Here is a 21,628-nt window from a genome sequence, read left to right as displayed (position 1 = left end):
GTTCTCCAGTTATCGTTGCCAGGTTGCTAATGCCTTGTGCACTGCATGCTGATGCCCTGCCAGCATATGTGAGGTTTTCGGAGGGGACTGCTAAGGAGTGTTAACAATTGATAAGAAGGAGCCGTGCACAACGCTCTTCTGGTGGCAAGCCTGGCTTCTGGCACAAGGCTTGAGGATGAGCGCGGTGTTCGGCTAGTTGGCCGGCGAACAACTGACGCTGCTCGGGGTAGGCGACGCGGCGCTGATTGTGGCGAGTGCGTTGGTCAGCGAGCTGGGGATAGGCAGGAAGCGGCCGGGGGGAAGTCGACGTCAGTGTTTGACGAAAAAGGTTGGCCGAAAGGCGGAGCAACGAAAAAGCAGCCGGGTGGCTGCCTTTTTCGTTGGCTTTCGGCCAACCTTGCGATTGGCCGTCACTTCATTGGCCGTCACTTCATAGGATGGGGGAGCGAAGCTTGGCTCATCGAGAGGTACATTGATGGGGTGCGGCGCGTCCGCCTTCACTCATTCTACTTGCTTGCTAATTTCTATTGATGAAGATAGAGCTACTAGTTTGTTGAAGTGCCTCAAAGGGCCGCTAGCCATGCCTCCAGGCAAGAAATTTGTCATTTCGGAGACCAGTATTCACGGGAATCGGTCTCCTGGTCTGATCTTCTGACCTGACTTACTGGATGGTGATCTGCTTGCTTTGGCCCCCGTTCTTTTTCGGCAGCGTCAGTTCCAGCACCCCATCCGTGTATTTGGCAGTCACTTTGGCATCATCAATGTTTTTATCCAGCGTGACACTGCGGAAGAATTTACCGTAGTGACGTTCACTGCGAATGACCGTTTCTCCTTTCTTCTCTTCTTTCTCGCTTCTGGTTTCTGCACTGATGGAAACACAATTCCCATCGACTTCAACTTTGATCTCTTCTTTCTTCATTCCTGGAATGTCCGCTCGAACGATGTAGTTGGCGTCGTTCTCCGAGATGTCGACCGTCATACCTTGCTGAGCGAAGCTGGTCATCCAGTTCGTGGTAGACATCCAGTTATCTGGCGAAAAAAACTCACCGAACATCTTGCGCATGTTTTCGGAGATGTTAAACGGGTCATAGTTAGCAAGATCTTGGAAAGGTTTGAAGGGCGAGATATTAGCCACAAAGCATACTCCAAATTTAAAGGGTGGTACCAGAAAAAAACTGTCAGGACACTAATCAATCAAAAAGGTAATCTTTGCATTGATCCTGTAACTTGAAATCTTCCCGTTCTCCACTGTGGCTTCAAAATCCTTGATATAAATGGATTTGATGCCGTGAAGGGTTTCTCCAGCCTTTGAAATGGCGGTTGCTGCCGCATCCTCCCAACTGACCTTCGACTCGGCGAGCACTTCCACCACTTTGAGTGTGTTTGGCACAATCAATACCTCCTCTTTGCATAATAAACAGGACATTTGCAAGGTTCGAGATGATGAAACGCCCAAACATCAGAGCCGTGCAAGGTAGATGTGTTGGATTAGCATCTTTTTAGCAATGCCACTTTGTCTTTAGCCCCCTTGATTTGGGAGCTATCCCATAAAGGACGGTAATCGTGCGTCGAGGACTTGCAGCACTGCAGGCATGACTGCCTCCACCCACTTCTCGAGAAAGCGGCAGCCACCCGTCTTTATAGACCAGCGAGGTAGGATGGGTGGAGCGAAGTGTTCAATCGGTAGACATCTAGCTTGGGAGGAATGAGCGTAGAAGTTGAGTGGTATGGGGGACTCGTGGCGCATTGTCTGCGCTGCCAAAATTTGGCCGAAGCAATGGTGTCGCGTCAGCCGCGACGGAGTGAAACGCCGGGCGACGGCACTACAGCCCTTGCCCAGCTACAGACAGCTTCAACTCAGCGGCCGGCGTTCCACCTCAGGATCGCTTCCTTCTTGTTGTCGGTCTGCGGCCCGATCGCAGTGCAGTTGCCGTAGCCGAGGTAGCCGCTGCACTGCACCCAGAAGCGGTGCGAGCCGGAGCGGCCCACTTCGGCGGACGCGCCGCATTTCGGGCAGGGTTTCGGGACCAGCGGCGTGGGGATGTTCATCGTGGGTTTTCCAAAATCGGCAGTCATCATTCGTTCATGATACGGCGCGGGCCGTGTCACTCCTAGTCGGACGCTCCTGGCTTGCCTGCGCGATTCGGTGCCGTCGCTGCCGCAAATGCGGCGGCGCTGGCGGTTTCGGCGCAGCGCTGCGGGCCGCTTTCTTTCTCAGATCGCCATCAACGTTGGCCGAAACCCTTGCTGCCACAGGGCCGGCCGGCCGCGCGGTTCGGCCAACCTTGCGCAGGCACGGCGCTTGCAACAGCCCCCGCATCTTTACCGACCACGACAAGGATGCGAAGCATGGGCCACCCCACCGTCTACCCCACCGGCGCCACCGTCTACAACCCCGACAAGGCCTGGAACGGCTATACCGTGTTCCACGCCGAGGGCGTCGGCACGGTGCTGATCGACATGAACGGCCGCGAGGTGCAGGTGTGGTAGGGGCTGCAGGGCTTCCCGGCCAAGCTGCTGCCGGGCGGCCAGGTGTTCGGCAGCACCGCCAACCGCAACCCGCAGCACGCGTTCCAGGACCAGGTCGACCTGGTGCAGGTGGACTGGGACGGCAACATCGTCTGGCGCTTCGACGGCCTGGAGCAGGTCAGCGACCCGGGCGAGCCGACCCGCTGGGTGGCGCGCCAGCACCACGACTACCAGCGCACCGGCAGCCCGGTCGGTTACTACGCGCCGGACCAGGTGCCCGAAACGACGCGCGGCAACACGCTGCTCTTGGTGCATGAGGAATTGCACAACGCCAAGATCTCCGACCAGCTGCTGCTCGACGACAAGATCGTCGAGGTGAGCTGGGACGGCAAGGTCGTCTGGGAATGGCGCGCCAGCGACCACGTCGACGAGCTCGGCTTCGACGATGCGGCACGCACCGCGCTGTACCGGAACCCGAACCTGCGCGTGCTGGCCGACCGCTCGGTCGGCGACTGGCTGCACATCAATTCGCTGTCGGTGCTCGGGCCGAACCGCCATTACGACGCGGGCGACCAACGCTTCCACCCGGACAATCTGATCTGGGATTCGCGCGAGGCGAACATCGTCGCGATCGTCGAGAAGGCGACCGGCAAAATCGTGTGGCGGCTCGGTCCGAACTACGACGGCAGCGAGGCGGAGAAGGCGCTCGGCTGGATCATCGGCCTGCACCACGCGCACCTCATCCCGCAGGGCCTGCCCGGCGCCGGCAACCTGCTGGTATTCGACAACGGCGGCTGGGCCGGCTACGGCGAGCCGAACCCGGCGTCGCCGGACGGGCTGCGCAACGCGCGGCGCGACTACTCGCGGGTGCTGGAGATCGACCCGGTCAGCCTCGCCATCGTCTGGCAGTACACGCCGGCCGAGGCGGGCTTCGTGGTGCCGCTCGACGCGTCGCGCTTCTACAGCCCGTTCATCAGTAGCGCGCAACGCCTGCCCAACGGCAACACGCTGATCACCGAGGGCTCGGACGGCCGGCTGTTCGAGGTGACGGCGGAGCATGAGATCGTCTGGGAATACATCAGCCCGTACTGGGGCAGCGTGCACAAGTTGAACCTGGTGTACCGCGCCTACCGCGCGCCGTACGACTGGGTGCCGCAGTTGACCGAACCGAATCAGGTCGCGATCGAGCGGCTGGACGTGACCACTTTCCGCGTGCCGGGCGCCGCGCCGATCGGCCGCGACCGGGTGACCCGCGTGCAGGGCGTGGCGGGGGCGGGCGGCGAGGCGGACTTCTGCGTGGCGCCACGCGACGAGGAGACGGGCTCGCCGTTGGGTTGAGCGGGCAGAGGCCCAAAAGGATTGGCCGGCTGCCGCGAGGTGGCCGGTTTTTTTTTTGTTGCGGCCGGGGTGATGCCAGATGGATGTTGGCCGGACAGGCCGCGTCGCGCGGGCTAGTATGGGGGCGTTCCATACTGTGCTTTCACCATCCCCGCGAGGAGTGCCCCGATGCGACAAGTCAGCCCCAAACTGTCCGGCTGGTTGGCCGAACTGAATCGCCAGATCGCCATCCTGATCGCCAACGGCTACAAGCCCACCGCGATCGGCGCGCGCGAAGCGCTGGCCAAGCTGACCTTCGGCTTCGTCACCCCCGGCCCGGCGATCGCCTGGGTCAACGAGGAGCTGATCGCCGGGCCCGACTATACGGTGCCGGTGCGCATCTACCACCCGGCGCCGGATCAGGCGCGGCCGGTGATCGTGTTCTACCACGGCGGCGGCCACATGGCCGGCAGCGTGTCGGTGTACGACGCGATCTGTCGGCGCCTGGCCGCGGCGACCGGCCAGATCGTGGTGTCGGCCGACTACCGGCTGGCGCCGGAGAACCCGTACCCGGCCGGGCTCAACGACGCGTACGCGGTGGCGCGCGGGGTGTGGGACGCGCTCGATCGCCGCGCCCTGCCATACCTTCGCGAGCTGACCCTGGCCGGCGACTCGGCCGGCGGGGCGCTCGCCGCCAGCGTCAGCCTGCGCGCGCAGTACGACGACGCATTGCAGATCGCCCGCCAGGTACTGCTCTACCCGTCTACCGACTACACGATGCGCCAGGCGTCGTTCGCCGAGAACGGCGACGGCTATTTCCTGACCCGGGAGCGGGTGGCCTGGTACTTCGACAACTACTTCCAGCATGCCGAAAACCGCCGCGACGTGTCGCCCTTGTACGGCGAATTCGGCCCCGGCCTGCCGCGCACCCTGCTGTTCACCGCCGGCTTCGACCCGCTGCGCGACGAGGGCATCGCCTACGTCGAGCAGCTGCGCGCCGCCGGCGTGCCGGTCGAGCACCGGCACTTCGACGAGCTGATCCACGCCTTCCTGAACATGGAGATGCTGCTGGCCGACGAGTGCGCGTCCGTCTACGCGGCGATCGCCGCCTTCGTCAGCAACTAAGCGGCGCGGGAAGGATCACGTTCTTGGTGAACACGAGCGGGGTGTCGCCGGGGTTGAGGTAGGCGTAGCGGCGGTCGGACGCGAAGGCGTGCGAGTCGCCGGCCAAGAGCCGGCGCGTCTCGCCGCCGATCTCCAGCCGCAGCTCGCCGGCGATCACGTAGACGATCTCGTGGCTGCCGGCCGGGTCGGCGTCGGCGTCGTAGCGCTCGCCGGCGCCGATTTGCCACTGCCACAGCTCCACCGTCTGGCCGTGCTGGCACAGGCTCTGCAGCAGCGTGCCGTGGCTGTCGCAGCGCTGCCAGACCCGCACCGGGCTGTCCGGGGCGGCGTCGGCCGGGCGCACCAGCTCGGCGAAACTCAGCCCCAGCGCGCTGGCGAGCCGGTCGAGCGTGACGAGGCTGACATTGCTTTCGCCGGCCTCGATGTTGACCAGCATGCGGCGGCTGACGTCGGCGGCGTTGGCGAGTTTTTCCTGGCTCCAGCCGCGTTGCTGGCGGGCGCGGCGCAGGTTGGCCGACACGGTGAGGATCACCGGCAGGGTGGCGTTGTCCATTTTGAGCACTATATTGCACATTGGTTGATCTGTGCAGTATATTGCCCAATGCCGCCCCGCGGCAATCCACTACCCACCGTCGAGACCCGTCATGAGTTCGTCCGCCTGCCTTGCCGCGCCGCCGCCGCGCCGTTCGTTATTGCCCGACACGCTGCTGATCGTCATCACGATGATCTGGGGCGCCACCTTCCTGGCGGTGCAGACCGCGCTGCAGTGGGCCGGGCCGTTCGGCTTCGTTGCGCTGCGCTTCGGCGCCGCCGCGCTGGTGGCGCTAGGGCTGGCGTGGCGGGTGCTGGGCGGGCTGAACCGCGCCGAGCTGCGCGCCGGCATCGTCGTCGGCAGCGTGCTGTTCTTCAGCTACTCGCTGCAGACGCTCGGCCTTGCCAGCATCACCAGCAGCAAGTCGGCGTTCCTGACCGCGCTGTACGTGCCGCTGGTGCCGCTGTTCAGCTGGGCGCTGTTCCGCCATCGCCCGGCGTTGGCGGCGTGGGGCGGTGTGCTGATCGCCTTTGTCGGCCTGCTGCTCTTGTCCGACCCGCGCGGGCTGAACTTCCACTTCGGCGCCGGCGAGTGGCTGACGCTCGCCGGCGCGGCGGCGATCGCGCTGGAGATCTGCCTGGTCGGCCGCTACGCCGGCCGCTGCGAGCCGCGCCGGGTGACGCTGGTGCAGCTGGCGGTGGTGTCGTTGCTGGCCACGGTGGCGATGTTCGGCAGCGGCGAGCCGCTGCCGCAGGCGAGCCCTGGCCTGATCGGCTGCGTGGCGGCGCTGGGCTTCGCCACCGCGGCGATCCAGGTGACGATGAACTGGGCGCAGAAGACGGTGCCGGCGACCCGTGCGACGATCATCTTCGCGATGGAGCCGGTGTGGGCCGGCCTGGTCGGCTGGCTGGCGGGCGAGTCGCTGACGCTGCTGGCGATCAGCGGCGCGGCACTGATCGTGGCGAGCGTGCTGCTCAGCCAGTTGGGAGCGAAGAACGCCGCCCCGGCCTAGTGTCGCTAACAAAACGAGGCTTTGACGAGTTTCTGCGTAGCTAAAACCCTCTCGGCGTTGTTGCCCCGTCTTGTACTGTCCGCGGCCGGGCGCCTAGCCGAGACCGCTCCGCTGGGTTTTGGTAGCGACACTTAGCGATTCGGCCAACCTTACAAGCAAACAGCCTGGCATTGCCAGGCTGTTTGTTTTGGGTTCCGCTCAGCCGGCGAGCTTGCGCCAGCTCAGCCAGACGCGCAGGTCGAACTCGCGCTGGTGGTAGTCCGGCTCCATATGGCAGCACAGCTGGTAGAACGCCTTGTTGTGGTCCTTTTCCTTCAGGTGCGCCAGCTCGTGCACCACCAGCATCCGCAGGAAGTCCTCCGGGGCGTCGCGGAACAGGCTGGCGACGCGGATCTCGTTCTTGCTCTTGAGCTTGCCGCCCTGCACCCGCTGCACGTAGGTGTTGGTGCCGAGCGTGTGCTGCACCGGGTCGAGGCGGTTGTCGTACAACACCTTGGCAAGCGGCGAGGTATTGCGCAGGTAGCGCTGGCGCAGCGCCTCGACGTAGTCGTACAGCGCGCGGTCGGTCTGCACCGCGTGGGCCTGTTCCGGATAGCGCTGCGCCAGCCAGTCGCCGAGCCGGCCGGCGTCGAGCAGCGCCTGCACGCGTTGTTGCAGGTCGGGGGAATAGCCGGCGAGATAGGGTAGCGAGGACATGGCGGGTCGGGGCAGGAACAAGGCCGCCATTGTAACGCGCCGCGTCGCCGCGGTGCCTACCCTTGGTCGGCAAGGTAGGCGGCGATCGCCGCCTGCCAGCGCGGCGCCAGCCCCGCCTCGCCACAGGCCGGCAGCCGCCGGCTCGGCTGGCCGGTGAGCTGTAGCGTCCCCTCGCTGTCGTCGAACCACAGCTCGCCCTCGGCGAAGCGACGGTACTGCAGCGGCTCGCGCTCCATGGCGCGGAAGGTCAGCGCGGTGGGGGCGTCCCCGTCGAGCCACAACCAGTGGTAGACCCGCCCCTTCGGGCTGTCCGGCGGCAGGTCGAGGCGTTTGATCTCGACCAGCGCGGCGTGGTCATCGGCAAAGGCAAACAACGGTCGGAAGGTCGGGGTCGGCATGGCGGGCTCCGGAAAAAATCGGGGACAGGATCGGCCGAACGGCCGGCAGCGCTGAGTATGGCAAGCTCGGCGCGTCAGGCCAAGTCCGCGCTTAGCGGCGCTTAATATTTGCTAACAGACATTCACAAGTCATGCGCCGCTGTGGACTTATACTCCGTCGCCAGTACCGCTTGCTGCTTCTCCGGAGACCTAAAACATCATGAAAAGAATTCTGCTCACCGTCCTGTTGCTGGCCGCCGCCGGCGCCGAGGCCGCCACCTTCACCGACTACGCCACCGTGTTGCGCAGCGACCCGCAGTACGGCACGGTCAACGACAACTGCCCGGCTCCGGCGCTGAACACGAACGACGTGGCCAACACCGTTGACGGGCTGATGACCGCCGAGAACGGCGGAGCGCTGCTCGGCGGCATCGTCGGCGGCGTGCTCGGCAATCAGGTCGGCGGCGGCCGCGGCCGGACCGCTGCCACCATCGTCGGTGCGCTCGGCGGCGCGATGGCCGGCCGCCAGATCGCCCATGGGCGCGGCAGCAACGGCGCCCAGCCGGTGACACAGGCCTGCTCGCCCCGCCAAGAACTGACCGGCTACGCGGTCACCTACGAGTACCGCGGCCGGCGCGAGACGGTGACGATGCCGTACAACCCGGGCAAGAAGCTGGAGCTGACGGTGAACGCGCAGCCGGTGGTGCGCTGAGCCGCTACACCAAAGCAAAAGCCGGCCTGATGGCCGGCTTGTCTTTTTAGATGACGACTAGATGACGACGAGCGTCGGAAGTGACTATTTGAGCAGTTCCAGCTCCTTCGCCCTGGTGGCCGTGGCATTGAGGAAGCAGTCGTTCGCCCCCAGCTGCGCAGACGTGCCGCCGTTGGGGTCGGCGTAGAAGTCGCAGTTGGCCTCGCGGTATTTCAGCCACAAGCGTTGCGCTTCTTGCAGGCGCTTCTTGCGCTCCGGCGTCTGGGCGGCCATGAGCTCCTTGTAGGCCTTGTTGAGGCGCTTGTCCTGGCGCTCGGTCTCGGCGCCGATGCAGTCGAGCATCGATGCCGTGACGCCGCCGGCGCCATCCATGCAGGCGTTGTATTTTTTGCTGAGTCCGACGTCGTCGGCGAACACGTGCAGGCTCGCCAGCGCCAGGCAGCCACTCAGCAGCAGGCGGAGGGATGGTTTTGACCCGATGAGAGGCATAGTCGAGCTCCGGCTCAGTGGAAACGGATGGACGAGAGGGTTTTCTGCTCGCTTTTCCCGAAGTCGCCACCATTGTCCGGGCTGACCACCAGGTAGCGCTTCCCATTGCTGAGCACGGCGACGCCGCAATCCCATTGGTGCGAGGTGCCGCAGCCGTAGGTGCCCTTGAGTCCTTGCCATCCTTCCCCGGCGAACTTGGCCGCCGGGGCAAAGCTGACTTTTCCATCCAGCGCGCCGTCGGTGGCGATGGCCCACTGACCGTTGTGCTTCCCGAAATGCTCGCTGGCCTTCAGCCCTCGCTCCAGATCGCCTTCCCCTACACGGAAAACCAGAATGTCGCCGAAGCCCATCGTGTTCGGGCCCAGTTCGAAGCGGTAGCCGCGCGTGGTGATGGTCTTCTGCTTCAGGTCGACCGCGACGACCTGGTTGCCCGGATAGCTGAACTCTACGCCCAGCGCCTCGTTGCGGTAGGTCTTCCACGGGGCCGGCTTCAACACCGCGAGCTCGCCCAGCCGCTGCCGGTACGCGCGATCGAGGCAGGCCGTGTCGCGGCAGGCTTTGCGCACGTCTTTCAGCCAACCGATCTGGGCTTTCTTTACCGCGGCCGGGTTGTCCGCGGTCTCTAGCGCGTTTTCATAGGCGGTCGCCAATTGATCGTCCAGCTTCGAGACGGTTGGCGAGGTGCAGATCTGCTTCTCGATCGGGGTGGTGGCCTGCGCGCAATCGAAGCTGGCGGCCAGGGTCGCGGGCGCCAGGGCCACCATGGCGAGGGAAAGGGCTACTTTGTACATGTAATTTTTGTCGGCAAAAATGAATTCAAACGGCATTATTTTGAGCGCGGATGGGGGGGCTTGTAAATGTGGTCGGGCTAGTCGGCGGGAACGCCGCCATGAAAAAAGGTTGGCCGAAGCCAACCTTTTTTGCTGTGCTCGCCCGAGCCGGTTCAGGCGGCGGCGCTCGCCTCGCGCCGGGCGGGCTGCTGGCCGCCGCGCATCAGCCGCAGCGTCGCGATCAAGGCGCACACCGCCGCGACGCTCAGCCAGATGCCCGGCATCGCCTTGTTGCCGGTGGCGTGGATCAGATAGGTCGAGATCGCCGGGGTGAAGCCGCCGAAGATCGCGGTGGCGAGGCTGTACGCCAGCGAGAAGCCGGTGGTGCGCACTTCCGGCGGCATGACCTCGGTCAGCGCCACCACCATCGCGCCGTTGTAGCTGGCGTAGATGAACGACAGCCATAGCTCGACCAGCAGCAGTCGGCCGAACGACGGGTCGTTGGTCAGCCACAGCATGGTCGGGTAGGCGGTGACCAGCATCAGCACGGTGAACGCGATCAAGAGCGGCTTGCGGCCGACCCGGTCGGACAGCATGCCCATCACCGGCAGCCAGAAGAAGTTCGAGATGCCGACGCAGACGGTGACGATCAGGTTGTCGACCTCGCCGAGCTTGAGCACTTCCTTGCCGAAGGTCGGCGTGTAGGCGGTGATCATGTAGAACGACACGGTGGTCATCATCACCAGGAACGCGCCGGTCAGCACCAGCGACCAGTTCTGGCGGATCGAAGCGAAGATCTGCCCCAGCGTCGGGTGCTGCTTGCGCTGTTTGAACGCCTCGGTCTCCTGCAGCGAGCGGCGGATGATGAACAGGAACGGCACGATCAGGCAGCCGACCAGGAACGGCACGCGCCAGCCCCATTCGTTCATCACCTCCTTCGGCAGCAGGCTGTGCAGCAGCACGCCGAGCAGCGCGGCGAAGATCACCGCCACCTGCTGGCTGGCCGACTGCCAGCTGACGTAGAAGCCCTTGTTGCCGCGGGTGGCGATCTCGGACAGGTAGACCGACACGCCGCCCAACTCCACGCCGGCCGAGAAGCCCTGCAGCAGCCGGCCGACCAGCACCAGGACCGGCGCGGCGACACCGATGCTGGCGTAGCCTGGCACGCAGGCGATCAGCAAGGTGCCGGCGGCCATCAGGGCGAGCGTCACCAACAGCCCGACGCGGCGGCCGTGGCGGTCGATGAAGGCGCCGAGCACCACGGCGCCGAGCGGCCGCATCAGGAAGCCGGCGCCGAAGGTCATCAGCGACAGCATCAGCGAGGCGAACTCGTTGCCGGCCGGGAAGAAGGTGTGCGCGATGGCGGTGGCGTAGAAGCCGTACACCATGAAGTCGTACATCTCGAGGAAGTTGCCACTGACGACACGGAACACCGTGCGCGCCTGCGACTGGCGGGGGGAACTGGATATCGTGGTTTCTCGCTCTTGCGGGGTCGTGGCCCCGGTTTCTCGTCGGCGCGCCCGTGTTGTTGTGTTGTGGGCGGGCGCGCAGGTTCTTACGCGCTTCACTGTAGCGCCGGGACGGGGTGTCGACACCTTAGGGAATTCCCTAGCGGGCGGAGCGAAAGAGCGGCGGCGAGCGCGGTGGCCACGTTGGCCGAATGACCGGCCCTCAGTCGCGCCGTGGTGTGAACGGCTGCAACGGCCGGATTGGGATCGGCGTAGACAGGATCAGCGCGGTGCGGGTCTCGCCCAGATGGTTGACGCGTGCCAGCGTCGCCTCCAGGTGCGCGACGTCGCGGGCGACCAGGCGGAACACGTAGGAATTCTGGCCGGTGACGTGGTGGCACTCGAGCACTTCGGGCATCGCGTCGAGCTGCGCCAGCAGCGTCGGCTTGTACGGCTGCGGCACGGTGATGCCGATCAGCGCCTGCAAGGGGTAGCCGAGCTTGTCCGGCGCCACCTCGGCGCGGTAGCCGCGGATCACCCCGGCCTCCTCGAGCCGGCGCAGCCGCTCCGACACGGCCGGCACCGACAGCCCGGCCGCGTGCGCCAGCTCGGTCAGCGACAGCCGCGCGTTGGCCTGCAGCGCGGCGAGAATCTTCCAGGCCTTTCCGTCGATTTCCATCTTTCTGTCCTCTTGTCTGGTTACCGAAAAATAGCAGCCGATATTGGCATTTCACCTTAAATCCTGCATGGGAAACGCGCCGCGCGGCGTACACACTGTGCTCATGGCCAACACGGTGGAAAGGGATGACGATGAGCGACACGGCACTGTTCGGCCAGGCGCTGCTGGTGGGCTGGGCGATCGCCGCGCCGGTCGGGCCGATCGGCCTGTTGGTGATCGAGCGCACCCTGCGGCACGGCCGGGCCGCCGGCCTAGCGACCGGGTTCGGCGCAGCCGGCGCCGACGCGCTCTATGCCGCGCTCGGCGTGGCGGGTTTGGGGGCGCTGACCGGTTGGCTGACCCGATTGACGCTGCCACTGGCGCTGGTCGGCAGCGTCTTCCTGATCTGGCTCGGCCTCGCCACGCTGCGTCGCGCCCCGGCCGCGCAGGTGGCGGCCAGCGGCGGCGCCGGCCTGCTCGGTTACGTGGCGAGCGCATTCGCGCTGACGCTGAGCAACCCGCTGACCATCCTGTCCTTCATCGCGGTGTTTGCAGGCCTGGCGGGACGGCAGGCGCCCGGCGCCGTGGGCGGCGTGGTGATGATCGCCGGGGTGTTCGCCGGTTCGGTGCTGTGGTGGCTGATGCTGGCCGGCGGCGTCGGCTGGCTCGGCGACAAGCTGTCCGCGGCGTGGCGGTGCCGGATCGACGCGCTGTGCGGGCTGCTGTTGCTCGGCTTCGGCATCGTGCTCGGCGGCCGGGCGCTACTCGGTTGATGGTGTCTAGCAGCGCAGCCAGCTTCACGTGAAACCGGCGCAAGCCGCTGCGCCGGCAGATCCGGGAGTCCGGCAAGGACCACACGCTGATCATGCACGAGCGGATCGTGTCGCTATGCGCCGGCCGGTCGGCTGACGCGGCCCGCGAGCTCGATCCCCTCCCTCCTTTCCTCCCCGCTCGACGACCGTTCGGCAGAGCATCGACGCGCGCGCGGTCGGCCCCGCCCAGAGGGGCGTGTAACACCTTGTTAAAGGAGCTATCAAGAAACCAGGAGGAACCGGCCATGTCTCGTTCTGCGTGCGCGCTGATCGGCTTGTTGCTCGGCGGCCTGGTGCCGTCGGCGAATGCGGTCGACTTCATAAGCGGTTCGGTCGGGGCCTTGAGCCGGCCGCACGGCCAGGGATCGCTCAACGACTACCGCGTCACGCTCGGCTGGGTGCTGCCGTGGCAGTGGTGGGACAGCGCCACCGGCGTGCTGCAAAGCCGCGCCGAACTGGGCGTCGGCTACTCCCGGACCCACCTCGACCCGGTGTGGAGCGCCATCGCCGCACCGGTGCTGCACTACCAGTTCAAGACCGCCCGTCCCGACGCCGGGCCGTTCCTCGAGCTCAGTATCGGCGTCGCGCTGCTCGACAATACCCGATGGTCCTCCACCCGCAACCTCCATACCCACTGGCAGTTCGCCGACCGTGCCGGCGCCGGCTACGCTTTAGGCCGGCAGGAGCTGAGCGTCAACTACCTGCACTTCTCCAACGCCGATCTCGACAGGCCCAACCCGGGCGGCGACGCGGTAGTGCTGCGCTACAGCTACCGCTTCTGAGAGTCTGTTCATAATCTTACTGCGCGGTCCTGATCGGGGCTCATGCGCTGCTCGAAATCCTCATGGACACCACGTCCATTCCGGTTTCTGCGCTGCTCTTCACCCCGCTGAGGACCGCTCGCGACAGATTCTGAACAGACTCCGAGCCCGTTCAGTCCGGCGCCTCGCCCTGCAGCAGCGGCGTTGCCTGCACGAAGTCCGACAGATGCTCGAGCAGCACCCGCACCTTGCGCGGCAGCTGTTGCTGAGGCCACACCGCATATATCGGGCGCTGCGGCGTGCGCCAGTCGGGCAGCAGCCGCACCAGCCGGCCGCTCTCGATCGCCTCGTGGCAGAACGGCAGCGGGCAATACAGCAGGCCGAGCCCCGCTTCGGCCAGGCTGACCGCCAGCGTCAGCTCGTTGACCTTGCAGCGGCCCGGCGGGGACAGTTCGATGCGCTCCCCGCCATCGCGGGCGCTGAACTGCCAGGGGCCGAGCGGCTCGATCACCAGCAAGTCATGTTGTGCCAGCTCGTCGGGATGCGTGGGTGCGCCGTGCGCGGCGAGGTAGCCGGGCGCCCCGACCAGCGCCAGCCCGACCGCGCCGATCCGACGCTGGCGCAGCTTCGGGTCGCTCTGCGCGCCGACCCGGAGCGCCAGATCCGCGCCGTGCCGCCACAGGTCCTCGCTCTGATTGCTCAGGCTCAGCTCCAGCCGAATCTCCGACCAGGCGGCGAGAAAGCTCGCCCACGCCGGCGCCAACAGGCCGCGCCCCAGATTGACCGGCGCCAGCACCCGCAGCGTGCCCTTCACCTGGTTGAGGTCGTCGTCGAGCGCGGCGGTGGTCTGCTGCAGCGCGGTCAGCAGCGGCCGGCATTGCTCGTAATACTGCCGTCCCTCCGGTGTCGGCTTCAGGCTGCGCGCGCTGCGCAAGAGCAGCTGGCAGCCGAGCTCGGCCTCCAGTTTCTGCAGCCGGCGGGTCAGCGTCGCCGGCGGCAGGCCGAGCCGGCGCGCGGCCGCCTGCAGGCTGCCGGCGTCGACAATCGCGATAAACAGCGCCAGGTCGTCGAGCATGATTCCATTTCTGCAATTTGAGATTGAAAAATAGGCTGTAGTTGGCCGAATTGCGATTGGCTAGGATAACGGCATCGCTACCATCGTGCTCAAAAGGAGAACCACCATGTCCGACGCCACCCGCCTGCGCCTGACCTTCTCGCTGTTGATGTCCGGCCTGATGTCGGTGCTGATGACCGGCTGGGTCAGCTGGCTGAACCTCGGCTTCGGGCCGGACTTCCTGGCGCGCTGGGGCCATGCCTTCGTCGCCGCCTGGCCGGCCGCGTTTGCTATCGTGTTGCTGCTCGCGCCGAGCGTGCAGCGCGTAAGCCAAAGGCTGCTGGCGCGCCGCCTGCCCGCCGCGTGCTGACGAGGTGAATAAAAAAACAGCCTGGCCGCTCGGCCAGGCTGTTTTTATCGAACAGGGCGCGTCACACCGGCCACAACGGCGGCTCGTCCATCAGCGCGATCTGCTCGCGCAACTCCAGGATGCGGTCCTGCCAGTAGCGCGGGCTGTCGAACCACGGGAACGCCGCCGGAAACGCCGGATCGTGCCAGCGCCGCGCCAGCCACGCGCTGTAGTGGATCAGCCGCAAGGTGCGCAGCGCCTCGATCAGGTACAGCTCGCGGCTGTCGAACTCGCAGAAGTCCTCGTAGCCGGCCATCAGGTCGGCGAGCTGGTGGCTCTGTTCGGCGCGCTCGCCCGACAGCAGCATCCACAGGTCCTGCACCGCCGGACCGGTCCGGCAGTCGTCGAAGTCGACGAAGTGCGGGCCGGCGTCGGTCCACAGTACGTTGCTGGCGTGGCAGTCGCCGTGCAGGCGCAGCGTGGCGACGTCGCCGGCGCGCTGATAGCAACGCGCCACGCCGTCGAGCGCCTGGCGCGCCACACCGAGGTAGACCTCGCGCAGGTCCGGCGGCAGGAACTCGCTGCCGGCGAGGAAGGCCAGCGGCTCCTCGCCGAAGCTTTCCGCATCGAGCTTCGGGCGCACCGCGAACGGCTGGACCGCGCCGACCGCGTGGATGCGGCCGAGGAAGCGCCCCAGCCATTCCAGCACGGTGGGACGGTCGAGCTCCGGCGCGCGCCCACCGCGGCGCGGGTAGACCGCGAAGCGGAAACCGGCGTGGCGGTGCAGCGTCTCGCCGTCGAAGGCCAGCGGCGCGACCACCGGGATCTCGCGTTCGGCCAACTCGGCGACGAAGTCATGCTCCTCGCGGATCTGCGCGTCGCTCCAGCGTGCCGGTCGGTAGAACTTGACGACCAGTGGCGGCGCGTCGTCGAGGCCGACCTGGTAGACGCGGTTTTCGTAGCTGTTGAGCGCGAGCAGGCTGCCGCTGACCGGCAGGCCGAGGCCTTCCAGCGCGGTCAGCAGGGTGTCCGGCGTCAACGCGGCGAACGGAGGGGGGAGGTCGGTGGTCATGCGCCATTATACGGCGCGGGTGCCGGACGCGATTGCAATCCGTTACGACAATCCCGTGGCGCCGCTGGCGCCGGCCGGGTAGTCTCTAAGTGACTATTTCCCGACGTTATTATCAGCCAGCATGAGCAATCCCCCGCCCCCCGAACCCTCCTCATTGCGCCACTTCGCGCCGTTCTGGCGCTTCTGGTTCGCCCGGGTCTGCCTGACCGGCGGCTTCCAGATCCTTACCGTCGCGATCGGCTGGCAGGTGTACTCGCTGACGCACAGCGCGCTCGACCTCGGCCTGGTCGGCCTGTTGCAGTTCCTGCCGCGGGTGCTGTTGGTGCTGGTCACCGGCAGCGTCGCCGACCGTTACGACCGGCGACGCATCGTCGCGATCAGCATGGCGGTGCAGGCGCTGGTGGCCGGCCTCTTGCTGCTCGGCAGCCTGGGCGCCGGCTTCTCGACCAGCCGCGGGCTGATCTTCGTGCTGTCGGTGCTGATCGGCGTCTGCCGCGCGTTCGACATGCCGACCATACTCGCGCCGGCGCTCGGCGGCTTCCTGTACGCGATCGGCGCGTCGTTCACCTACGGCCTGGATTTCGCCATCTACCTGATCGGCATGGTGTTGGTGGCGAGCCTGAGCGCGCGGCGCAGCGAACCGTCCCGGCAGCGCGCCTCGCTCGATCTGTTCGCGGTGCTGCTCGGCGGCGCGACCGCGCTGCTGCCGATCTACGCCGGCGAGATCCTGCGCACCGGGCCGTGGGGCCTGGGCCTGTTGCGCTCGGCGCCGGCCGTCGGCGCGCTGGCGATGTCGGCGTGGCTGATGCGCTACCCGGTCAAGCACCGGGTCGGCTACGTGATGTTCGCCGCGGTGGCGGTGTTCGGCCTCGCCACCATCGCGTTCGGCTTGTCGGAGCACTTCGCGCTGTCGCTAGCCGCGCTGGTGGTGCTCGGCGCGTCGGACATGATCAGCGTGGTGATCCGCAGCACCTTCATCCAGCTCGAGACACCGGACGAGATGCGCGGCCGGGTCAGCGCGGTCAACTCGCTGTTCATCGGCGCGTCGAACCAGCTCGGCGAGTTCGAGTCGGGGGTGACCGCGGCCTGGTTCGGCACCGTGCCGTCGGTGGTGCTCGGCGGTGCCGGCACGCTGGTGGTGGTGGGGCTGTGGATGCGCTGGTTCCCGGCGCTGGCACGGTGCGACCGGCTCGAGCGACCGGCGACGGCATAAATCGTTGCACATCGAGCGATCTCTTCGTGCATCATGGCCGAGACAAGGCGGCCGGTCGATGGCCGTGGAGACCTTTATGTTCTGGATCGACAACCCGACTAGCTACCTGATACAGACCTGTTACAGCGCGGTAGTGACGCTGACCTTGTTGCTGTTCTGGCGCAGCAACCGCGAGGAGCGCGAGCTGCTGACCTGGGCGCTCGGCTGCTTGGCCAGCACGCTGTTTTCGCTGATGCTGATGCACCGCGAGCAGCTGTCGCTGCTACTGAGAGTGCTGCTGCTCAACAGCCTGTCGTTCGGTTTCGTGACCGCGCTGTGGTTCGGGCTGCGCCAGTCGCACGGCAAGGCGCTGCCGTGGCGGCGCACCGCGGCGGCGCTGGCGGTGGCGTTCGCGCTGCTGGTCGCGGCCACGCTCGACGACCACCTGCGCATCCGGCTGATGGTGGCCAGCACGACGATGTTGCTGTTGTGCGCCGCGATGGGCTGGGAGGTCCGTTCGTCGCACCGGCTGCTACGGTCGCCCGGCCACACGCTGAGCGCGCTGGTGCTCGGCCTGTTGATGGCGGTGTTCGTGGTGCGTTTCGGCGTGGTGGTGGCCGCGCCGGCGGGCACCGATCTGCTCGCCGACCCCTGGCAGCGCCTGCTGCAGTTCACGGCCAATCTGCTGTTCTTCGCGCTGGTGCTCGGCGGCCTGTTGATCACCAACGAAAAGCTGCTGCACCGGCTCGCCTGCCTGGCCGAACGCGACGCGCTCACCGGCCTCTACAACCGGCGCGCGCTGCTGGCGGTGGCCGAACAGGCGGTCGGCCAGCAGCCGCTGTTGGCCTTGCTGATGATCGACCTCGACCATTTCAAGTCGATCAACGACCACTACGGCCACGCGGGCGGCGACGCGGCGCTGCGCCAGTTCGCCGAGCGCCTGAGCCAGGGCTGCCGACGTGGCGACATCATCGGCCGCTACGGCGGCGAGGAATTCTGTGTGGTGCTGCCGGGCACCACCGCGAGCGAGGCCCAGCGGGTGGCCGAGCGACTGCGTGCCGAGATGGCGGCCGAGCCGGTGGTGTTCGGCCAACATCGCATCGCGTTGACGATCAGCGTCGGGCTCGCCTGTCTGCGCCCGGAGCTCGACCGGCTCGAGCCGCTGCTGGCCGCCGCCGACGGGGCGCTCTACCAGGCCAAGCACCGTGGCCGCAACCGCGTCGAGCTGGCGGGGCACGGCGCGCCGGCGCAGGCCTCAGTCTAGCGGCAGCCGCTCGATCAGTCGGCGCAGCGCGTCCTGCCGCGCCGCCTCGCCGTTGCCGCTCGCGTCCTGGCTGCCCTGCCAGTAGACGCTGCCGTCGGGGCGCTGCGCGGTCAGAGACGCCACCGGCACCGTCTCGACGTCGTAGGCCGGCGAACCCCAATAGCCGCCGCCCCAGCCTCCCCCTCGCCAGCGCCCATAACCGACGCCGACGCCGACGTTCGGCCCGGGGGCGATCCGCTGTTGCGCGTCGATCCGGAAGCACAGCCGCAGCGCCGGGTGGGCGTTGTTTTCGTCGAGACCGCGCAGCGATAGCCGCAGGCGCAGCCAGTCGGCCAGACTCTGGCTGCGGCCGGCGTCGGGCAGACAGTCGATCTTGTAGCTTTGCGCCGCGACGGCTCCGTCGGCGGCCAGCGCCGGTGCGCCTAGCAGCAGCGCGACGAGCGCGGCGGGCAGGATGGGGCGGGACATGCGGATACTCCTGATGCGGCGGTGGCTTCGCAATACGGGCTTGGACGCGCCGCGGCGCAGCGGGTTCGCCGCTTCTCCGCTACACTCGGCCGGCATCGATTTCGGAACCTATTAGGAATGGCCAAGTTTGCCACGCTGGTGGAGTTTTTTGTGGCGGCGATCGAGCGCGGCAGTTACCGGCCGGGCGACGCGCTGCCGTCGCTGCGCGCCACCTGCGCGACGCAGCGGGTCAGCATGACCACCGCCAAGCACGCCTACCACGAGCTGGAACGGCGCGGCTATATCGAGGCGCTGCCGCGTGCCGGTTTCCGGGTGATCGCCGGCGCGGCGCCGGCCGCCGTGCGGCCAGAGCTGGCGGCGTGGGGCTCGCCGTTCGTCAACCCGGCGCTGTTCGACGGCCGGGCGCTGGCGCGCGCGGCGGCGCGGGTGCTGCCCGACTACCCGGCGGCGCTGGCCGGGCTCGACGCCGCCGGCCTCGCTAGCCTGCGCCGCCAGCTGGCGCAGCGCTACCGGGCACAGGGCATCGCGCTCGACTGGAACCAGCTGATCATCACCTGCGGCGCGATGGAGGCGCTGACCCTGGCGGTGCAGCTGGCGACGCGCGGCCGGCCGGCGCGGCTGGCGGTCATCGTGCCGGCGTTCCCCGGCCTGCTCGGCCTGTTGGCCGAGTGGCGCATCGCGGTGCTGCCGCTGGCGCTCGACGCCGCCGGGGCGCTCGACCTGGCGCTATTGGAGCGCGAGGCGGCGGCAGGGAACCTGGCCGGCGTGGCGGTGATGCCGACCTTCCAGCACCCGACCGGCCAGTGCCTGGCCGAGTCGCAGCAGCGCGCACTGCTGGCCTTGGCCGAACGGTATCAATTGCCGCTGATCGAGGACGACAGCTACCGCGAGCTGGCGCTGGCCGGACAGGCGCCGCCGCCCTTGAAGGCGCTCGATCGCAACGGCCTGGTGCTGTACTGCTCGGGCTTCTCCAAGTCGCTGGCACCGGGCTACCGGGTCGGCTGGCTGGCGGCCGGGCGCTGGCACGACGCGGCGTTGCAACTGAAGCAGAACCAGACGCTCGCCTCGCCGCTGCCGAGCCAGCTGGCGCTCGCCGAATTGCTCGCCAGCCACGGCGACGCGGCGGCGCTGGCGAGCCTGCGCGCCGCGTTGGCCGAACGGCTAGGCGCGATGCGGGATGTGCTGAAAGCCGCGCTGCCGGCCGGCTGCCGCTTGAGCCGACCGGCCGGCGGCTACTTCCTGTGGCTGGAGCTGCCGGCCGCGTTCGACGTCGCCCGCTTGCAGCAGGCGGCGCTCGCGGTCGGCGTCCACTTCGCGCCGGGCAGTTTCTGCTACCCGGCCGGGGCCGGCGCGCCGGCGCTGCGCCTCAATGCCAGCTACTACCAGCCCGGCGCGCAGGACGCGCTGCTGACCTGGCTGGCGGCCGAGATCGCCCGGCTGGCTGGCGTCGCTGACAAAACGAAGCTTCGCTGAGTTTCTGCGTAGCTAGAACCCAGCGCAGCGACCCCGGCTAGGCGCGCGGCTATTCGCCGATGAAACGCGAGTCTTCGCTGTGGCGCAGGCTCGGTTGGGTCAGCGAACGCACGGTGAAGCGGATCGGGTGGCTGCCGCTACCGGCCGCCTCGGGGCTGGCCTGTACACGCAGCTCTACGGTACGGGTCGCCTGTGGCGGCAGCGTCAGCACCGGCGCTTCGGCCAACCTGATTCCAGGTAGCCCGTCGACCGCCAGCGTCACCTGCTGCGCCGTGCCCTGGGTGTTCACCAGCCGCAGCGTGTAGCCGTTCTCCAGCCAGCCGTCCGCGGTTTCCCTGACCAGAAAGGCGCGGTCGCGCAGCACGTCGACGCGGAACGGCGTGCGCAGCGCCAGCATCGTCACGCTGGCGGCCAAGACCAGCAGCATCAGCGCCGAATACACCATCACCCGCGGCCGCAGCACCCGCCGGCCGATGCCGCGCTCGGCGGCCTTGCCGGATAGCGCGTTCTCGGTGGCGAAGCGGATCAGCCCGCGCGGCGCACCGATCTTGTCCATCACCGTGTCGCAGGCGTCGATGCACGCGGCGCAGCCGATGCACTCGTACTGCAGGCCGGCGCGGATGTCGATGCCGGTCGGGCATACCTGCACACACAGCCCGCAGTCGACGCAGTCGCCACGCACGGTGGCCGGCGCGCTCTTGCGCAGCGCACCGCGCGGCTCGCCGCGGGCGGCGTCGTACGACACCACCAGCGTGTCCGGGTCGAACATCACCCCCTGGAAGCGCGCGTACGGGCACATATGCTTGCAGACGCTCTCGCGCAGCCGGCCGGCCAACAGATAGGTGAAGCCGGCGTAGAACAGCAGCCAGAACCACTGCCAGCCCGACAGCGCACCGGAGGGCAGCGCCGCCGCCACGCCGCGGATCGGCACGAAGTAGCCGACCAGCGTGACGCCGGTCGCGAGCGAGAGCGCGATCATCAGGCCGTGCGAGCTGCCCTTGATGCGCAGCTTGCGTAGCGACCACGGCGCTGCGTCGAGCGCCTGACGCGCGCGCGGCGGCCCCTCCACCCAGCGCTCGATCCACAGCATGATCTCCGTGTACACCGTCTGCGGACAGGAGAAGCCGCACCAGACCCGCCCGGCGATCGCGGTCCACCAGAACAGCGCGATCGCACAGAAGATCAGCAGCGCCGCCAGATAAACGAAGTCCTGCGGCCACAGCGTCAGCCCAAACAGGTGCAGCTGGCTGCCCGGCAGGTCGAACCACACCGCCTGGCGGCCGTGCCAGGTGAGCCAGGGCAGGCCGAAATAGACCAGCTGCGTCGCCAGCACCGTCAGCACCCGCCAGTTGTTGAAACGGCCGCGGGTCAGCCGTGGGTAGATCTTGATCGGAATCGCTTGCGTGCTCATCGCCGCCTCGTGGTGCAAAGGGATGGCTCGATGCTAGGCAGCATGGTGCGGCGCGCAAAGACACAGCGAGGCGGCAAAACAGGAGCACAGCCGGCCGGGTTCCACGTGGAACCGTTGGTCGGCGCCGCGCTCAACCTTGGAGTAGGCCGGCCGATAGCCTCAATAAG

General features: G+C 67.2%; 25 protein-coding genes. 11 read left to right on the top strand and 14 right to left on the bottom strand.

The genetic code is table 11. The features are described from left to right. Positions 1–661: 661 nt before the first annotated feature. The 3 genes from ACZ2IA_RS01345 to ACZ2IA_RS01335 form a co-directional block, all read right to left on the bottom strand. On the bottom strand, positions 662–1,135 hold the full coding sequence (locus ACZ2IA_RS01345) for an Hsp20/alpha crystallin family protein (RefSeq protein ID WP_470290752.1): 474 nt from the start codon (positions 1,133–1,135) through the stop codon (positions 662–664). A 51-nt stretch (positions 1,136–1,186) separates the two neighbouring features. Next, positions 1,187–1,390: a dodecin family protein gene (locus tag ACZ2IA_RS01340; RefSeq protein ID WP_470290751.1), complete on the bottom strand. Its 204-nt coding sequence runs from the start codon at positions 1,388–1,390 to the stop codon at positions 1,187–1,189. Between the two features lie 467 nt (positions 1,391–1,857). Further along, the gene (locus ACZ2IA_RS01335) at positions 1,858–2,049 is read right to left on the bottom strand and encodes a Lar family restriction alleviation protein (protein ID WP_470290750.1); all 192 of its coding nucleotides are present in this window, start codon (positions 2,047–2,049) and stop codon (positions 1,858–1,860) included. A 300-nt stretch (positions 2,050–2,349) separates the two neighbouring features. Here ACZ2IA_RS01335 and ACZ2IA_RS01330 point away from each other — a divergent pair, with 300 nt between their 5' ends. The 3 genes from ACZ2IA_RS01330 (at position 2,350) to ACZ2IA_RS01320 (ending at position 4,911) form a co-directional block, all read left to right on the top strand. Further along, positions 2,350–2,490 carry a hypothetical protein gene (locus ACZ2IA_RS01330; RefSeq protein WP_470290749.1) on the top strand — a complete coding sequence of 47 codons (141 nt, stop codon included), beginning with the start codon at positions 2,350–2,352 and terminating at the stop codon, positions 2,488–2,490. Positions 2,491–2,532: 42 nt separating this feature from the next. Next, on the top strand, positions 2,533–3,807 hold the full coding sequence (locus ACZ2IA_RS01325; RefSeq protein WP_470290748.1) for an aryl-sulfate sulfotransferase: 1,275 nt from the start codon (positions 2,533–2,535) through the stop codon (positions 3,805–3,807). A gap of 168 nt (positions 3,808–3,975) precedes the next feature. Beyond that, the gene (locus ACZ2IA_RS01320) at positions 3,976–4,911 is read left to right on the top strand and encodes an alpha/beta hydrolase (protein WP_470290747.1); all 936 of its coding nucleotides are present in this window, start codon (positions 3,976–3,978) and stop codon (positions 4,909–4,911) included. Here ACZ2IA_RS01320 and ACZ2IA_RS01315 read toward each other — a convergent pair. Then, the gene (locus ACZ2IA_RS01315) at positions 4,901–5,464 is read right to left on the bottom strand and encodes a helix-turn-helix domain-containing protein (RefSeq protein ID WP_470290746.1); all 564 of its coding nucleotides are present in this window, start codon (positions 5,462–5,464) and stop codon (positions 4,901–4,903) included. The two genes, ACZ2IA_RS01320 and ACZ2IA_RS01315, sit on opposite strands and share 11 nt — an antisense overlap. 91 nt (positions 5,465–5,555) lie before the next feature. Between ACZ2IA_RS01315 and ACZ2IA_RS01310 the strand changes: the two genes are divergently transcribed. Continuing rightward, positions 5,556–6,455, top strand: a complete 900-nt coding sequence (locus ACZ2IA_RS01310; protein WP_470290745.1) for a DMT family transporter — start codon at positions 5,556–5,558, stop codon at positions 6,453–6,455. A gap of 198 nt (positions 6,456–6,653) precedes the next feature. Here the strand turns inward: ACZ2IA_RS01310 and ACZ2IA_RS01305 are convergent, their stop codons facing one another. Together ACZ2IA_RS01305 and ACZ2IA_RS01300 are read right to left on the bottom strand one after the other, a co-directional pair. Further along, positions 6,654–7,151 (bottom strand): M48 metallopeptidase family protein, encoded by a 498-nt coding sequence (locus ACZ2IA_RS01305; protein ID WP_470290744.1) that lies wholly within the window; start codon positions 7,149–7,151, stop codon positions 6,654–6,656. 56 nt (positions 7,152–7,207) lie between these two features. Continuing rightward, on the bottom strand, positions 7,208–7,549 hold the full coding sequence (locus ACZ2IA_RS01300; RefSeq protein ID WP_470290743.1) for a hypothetical protein: 342 nt from the start codon (positions 7,547–7,549) through the stop codon (positions 7,208–7,210). Between the two features lie 199 nt (positions 7,550–7,748). Here ACZ2IA_RS01300 and ACZ2IA_RS01295 point away from each other — a divergent pair, with 199 nt between their 5' ends. Further along, a complete protein-coding gene (locus ACZ2IA_RS01295; protein WP_470290742.1) occupies positions 7,749–8,240 on the top strand; it encodes a glycine zipper 2TM domain-containing protein in 492 nt (163 codons plus the stop codon). An 84-nt stretch (positions 8,241–8,324) separates the two neighbouring features. On the opposite strand, the gene ACZ2IA_RS01290 is transcribed toward ACZ2IA_RS01295, so the two are convergent. From ACZ2IA_RS01290 to ACZ2IA_RS01275, 4 genes are all read right to left on the bottom strand, one after another. After that, positions 8,325–8,729 (bottom strand): lysozyme inhibitor LprI family protein, encoded by a 405-nt coding sequence (locus ACZ2IA_RS01290; protein WP_470290741.1) that lies wholly within the window; start codon positions 8,727–8,729, stop codon positions 8,325–8,327. A 14-nt stretch (positions 8,730–8,743) separates the two neighbouring features. Beyond that, positions 8,744–9,556: a lysozyme inhibitor LprI family protein gene (locus tag ACZ2IA_RS01285; RefSeq protein WP_470290740.1), complete on the bottom strand. Its 813-nt coding sequence runs from the start codon at positions 9,554–9,556 to the stop codon at positions 8,744–8,746. Positions 9,557–9,672: 116 nt separating this feature from the next. Continuing rightward, positions 9,673–11,067 carry an MFS transporter gene (locus ACZ2IA_RS01280; protein ID WP_470290739.1) on the bottom strand — a complete coding sequence of 465 codons (1,395 nt, stop codon included), beginning with the start codon at positions 11,065–11,067 and terminating at the stop codon, positions 9,673–9,675. Between the two features lie 103 nt (positions 11,068–11,170). After that, entirely contained in the window at positions 11,171–11,626 is a 456-nt protein-coding gene (locus ACZ2IA_RS01275) for an Lrp/AsnC family transcriptional regulator (RefSeq protein WP_470290738.1), read from the bottom strand. A gap of 131 nt (positions 11,627–11,757) precedes the next feature. Between ACZ2IA_RS01275 and ACZ2IA_RS01270 the strand changes: the two genes are divergently transcribed. Next, the gene (locus ACZ2IA_RS01270) at positions 11,758–12,378 is read left to right on the top strand and encodes a LysE family transporter (RefSeq protein ID WP_470290737.1); all 621 of its coding nucleotides are present in this window, start codon (positions 11,758–11,760) and stop codon (positions 12,376–12,378) included. Between the two features lie 284 nt (positions 12,379–12,662). Beyond that, positions 12,663–13,199 carry an acyloxyacyl hydrolase gene (locus tag ACZ2IA_RS01265; protein ID WP_470290736.1) on the top strand — a complete coding sequence of 179 codons (537 nt, stop codon included), beginning with the start codon at positions 12,663–12,665 and terminating at the stop codon, positions 13,197–13,199. Between the two features lie 151 nt (positions 13,200–13,350). Here ACZ2IA_RS01265 and ACZ2IA_RS01260 read toward each other — a convergent pair whose 3' ends face one another. Beyond that, entirely contained in the window at positions 13,351–14,253 is a 903-nt protein-coding gene (locus ACZ2IA_RS01260) for a LysR family transcriptional regulator (RefSeq protein ID WP_470290735.1), read from the bottom strand. A gap of 106 nt (positions 14,254–14,359) precedes the next feature. Here ACZ2IA_RS01260 and ACZ2IA_RS01255 point away from each other — a divergent pair, with 106 nt between their 5' ends. Continuing rightward, positions 14,360–14,602, top strand: a complete 243-nt coding sequence (locus tag ACZ2IA_RS01255) for a DUF2798 domain-containing protein (protein ID WP_470290734.1) — start codon at positions 14,360–14,362, stop codon at positions 14,600–14,602. Positions 14,603–14,663: 61 nt separating this feature from the next. Here the strand turns inward: ACZ2IA_RS01255 and ACZ2IA_RS01250 are convergent, their stop codons facing one another. Further along, a complete protein-coding gene (locus ACZ2IA_RS01250; protein ID WP_470290733.1) occupies positions 14,664–15,653 on the bottom strand; it encodes a serine/threonine protein kinase in 990 nt (329 codons plus the stop codon). A gap of 121 nt (positions 15,654–15,774) precedes the next feature. On the opposite strand from ACZ2IA_RS01250, the gene ACZ2IA_RS01245 reads away from it, so the two are divergent. Next, the gene (locus ACZ2IA_RS01245; RefSeq protein ID WP_470290732.1) at positions 15,775–16,866 is read left to right on the top strand and encodes an MFS transporter; all 1,092 of its coding nucleotides are present in this window, start codon (positions 15,775–15,777) and stop codon (positions 16,864–16,866) included. A 76-nt stretch (positions 16,867–16,942) separates the two neighbouring features. After that, positions 16,943–18,109, top strand: coding sequence for a GGDEF domain-containing protein (locus ACZ2IA_RS01240; RefSeq protein ID WP_470290731.1), 1,167 nt, complete (start codon positions 16,943–16,945; stop codon positions 18,107–18,109). Here the strand turns inward: ACZ2IA_RS01240 and ACZ2IA_RS01235 are convergent. Beyond that, the gene (locus ACZ2IA_RS01235; RefSeq protein WP_470290730.1) at positions 18,101–18,577 is read right to left on the bottom strand and encodes a hypothetical protein; all 477 of its coding nucleotides are present in this window, start codon (positions 18,575–18,577) and stop codon (positions 18,101–18,103) included. The genes ACZ2IA_RS01240 and ACZ2IA_RS01235 overlap by 9 nt on opposite strands. A gap of 117 nt (positions 18,578–18,694) precedes the next feature. Between ACZ2IA_RS01235 and ACZ2IA_RS01230 the strand changes: the two genes are divergently transcribed. Beyond that, a complete protein-coding gene (locus ACZ2IA_RS01230; RefSeq protein WP_470290729.1) occupies positions 18,695–20,050 on the top strand; it encodes an aminotransferase-like domain-containing protein in 1,356 nt (451 codons plus the stop codon). Positions 20,051–20,099: 49 nt separating this feature from the next. Here ACZ2IA_RS01230 and ccoG read toward each other — a convergent pair whose 3' ends face one another. After that, the gene (gene ccoG / locus ACZ2IA_RS01225) at positions 20,100–21,461 is read right to left on the bottom strand and encodes a cytochrome c oxidase accessory protein CcoG (protein WP_470290728.1); all 1,362 of its coding nucleotides are present in this window, start codon (positions 21,459–21,461) and stop codon (positions 20,100–20,102) included. Positions 21,462–21,628: the final 167 nt, after the last annotated feature.

It is taken from the genome of Crenobacter sp. CS_VA4, from assembly GCF_055597485.1.
The sequence above is the reverse complement of the archived record's forward strand: the minus strand, read 5'-3'. Positions and strand labels throughout refer to the sequence as shown.

Coding starts and splice junctions, on each gene's coding strand:
- ACZ2IA_RS01285 (WP_470290740.1), bottom strand. CDS start 9,556: ATGCCGTTTGAATTCATTTTTGCCGACAAAAATTACATGTACAAAGTA.
- ACZ2IA_RS01250 (WP_470290733.1), bottom strand. CDS start 15,653: ATGACCACCGACCTCCCCCCTCCGTTCGCCGCGTTGACGCCGGACACC.
- ACZ2IA_RS01330 (WP_470290749.1), top strand. CDS start 2,350: ATGGGCCACCCCACCGTCTACCCCACCGGCGCCACCGTCTACAACCCC.
- ACZ2IA_RS01230 (WP_470290729.1), top strand. CDS start 18,695: ATGGCCAAGTTTGCCACGCTGGTGGAGTTTTTTGTGGCGGCGATCGAG.
- ACZ2IA_RS01300 (WP_470290743.1), bottom strand. CDS start 7,549: ATGCCGACCCCGACCTTCCGACCGTTGTTTGCCTTTGCCGATGACCAC.
- ACZ2IA_RS01315 (WP_470290746.1), bottom strand. CDS start 5,464: ATGGACAACGCCACCCTGCCGGTGATCCTCACCGTGTCGGCCAACCTG.
- ACZ2IA_RS01335 (WP_470290750.1), bottom strand. CDS start 2,049: ATGAACATCCCCACGCCGCTGGTCCCGAAACCCTGCCCGAAATGCGGC.
- ACZ2IA_RS01295 (WP_470290742.1), top strand. CDS start 7,749: ATGAAAAGAATTCTGCTCACCGTCCTGTTGCTGGCCGCCGCCGGCGCC.
- ACZ2IA_RS01235 (WP_470290730.1), bottom strand. CDS start 18,577: ATGTCCCGCCCCATCCTGCCCGCCGCGCTCGTCGCGCTGCTGCTAGGC.
- ACZ2IA_RS01320 (WP_470290747.1), top strand. CDS start 3,976: ATGCGACAAGTCAGCCCCAAACTGTCCGGCTGGTTGGCCGAACTGAAT.
- ACZ2IA_RS01290 (WP_470290741.1), bottom strand. CDS start 8,729: ATGCCTCTCATCGGGTCAAAACCATCCCTCCGCCTGCTGCTGAGTGGC.
- ACZ2IA_RS01245 (WP_470290732.1), top strand. CDS start 15,775: ATGAGCAATCCCCCGCCCCCCGAACCCTCCTCATTGCGCCACTTCGCG.
- ACZ2IA_RS01310 (WP_470290745.1), top strand. CDS start 5,556: ATGAGTTCGTCCGCCTGCCTTGCCGCGCCGCCGCCGCGCCGTTCGTTA.
- ACZ2IA_RS01260 (WP_470290735.1), bottom strand. CDS start 14,253: ATGCTCGACGACCTGGCGCTGTTTATCGCGATTGTCGACGCCGGCAGC.
- ACZ2IA_RS01305 (WP_470290744.1), bottom strand. CDS start 7,151: ATGTCCTCGCTACCCTATCTCGCCGGCTATTCCCCCGACCTGCAACAA.
- ACZ2IA_RS01240 (WP_470290731.1), top strand. CDS start 16,943: ATGTTCTGGATCGACAACCCGACTAGCTACCTGATACAGACCTGTTAC.
- ACZ2IA_RS01265 (WP_470290736.1), top strand. CDS start 12,663: ATGTCTCGTTCTGCGTGCGCGCTGATCGGCTTGTTGCTCGGCGGCCTG.
- ccoG (WP_470290728.1), bottom strand. CDS start 21,461: ATGAGCACGCAAGCGATTCCGATCAAGATCTACCCACGGCTGACCCGC.
- ACZ2IA_RS01275 (WP_470290738.1), bottom strand. CDS start 11,626: ATGGAAATCGACGGAAAGGCCTGGAAGATTCTCGCCGCGCTGCAGGCC.
- ACZ2IA_RS01255 (WP_470290734.1), top strand. CDS start 14,360: ATGTCCGACGCCACCCGCCTGCGCCTGACCTTCTCGCTGTTGATGTCC.
- ACZ2IA_RS01270 (WP_470290737.1), top strand. CDS start 11,758: ATGAGCGACACGGCACTGTTCGGCCAGGCGCTGCTGGTGGGCTGGGCG.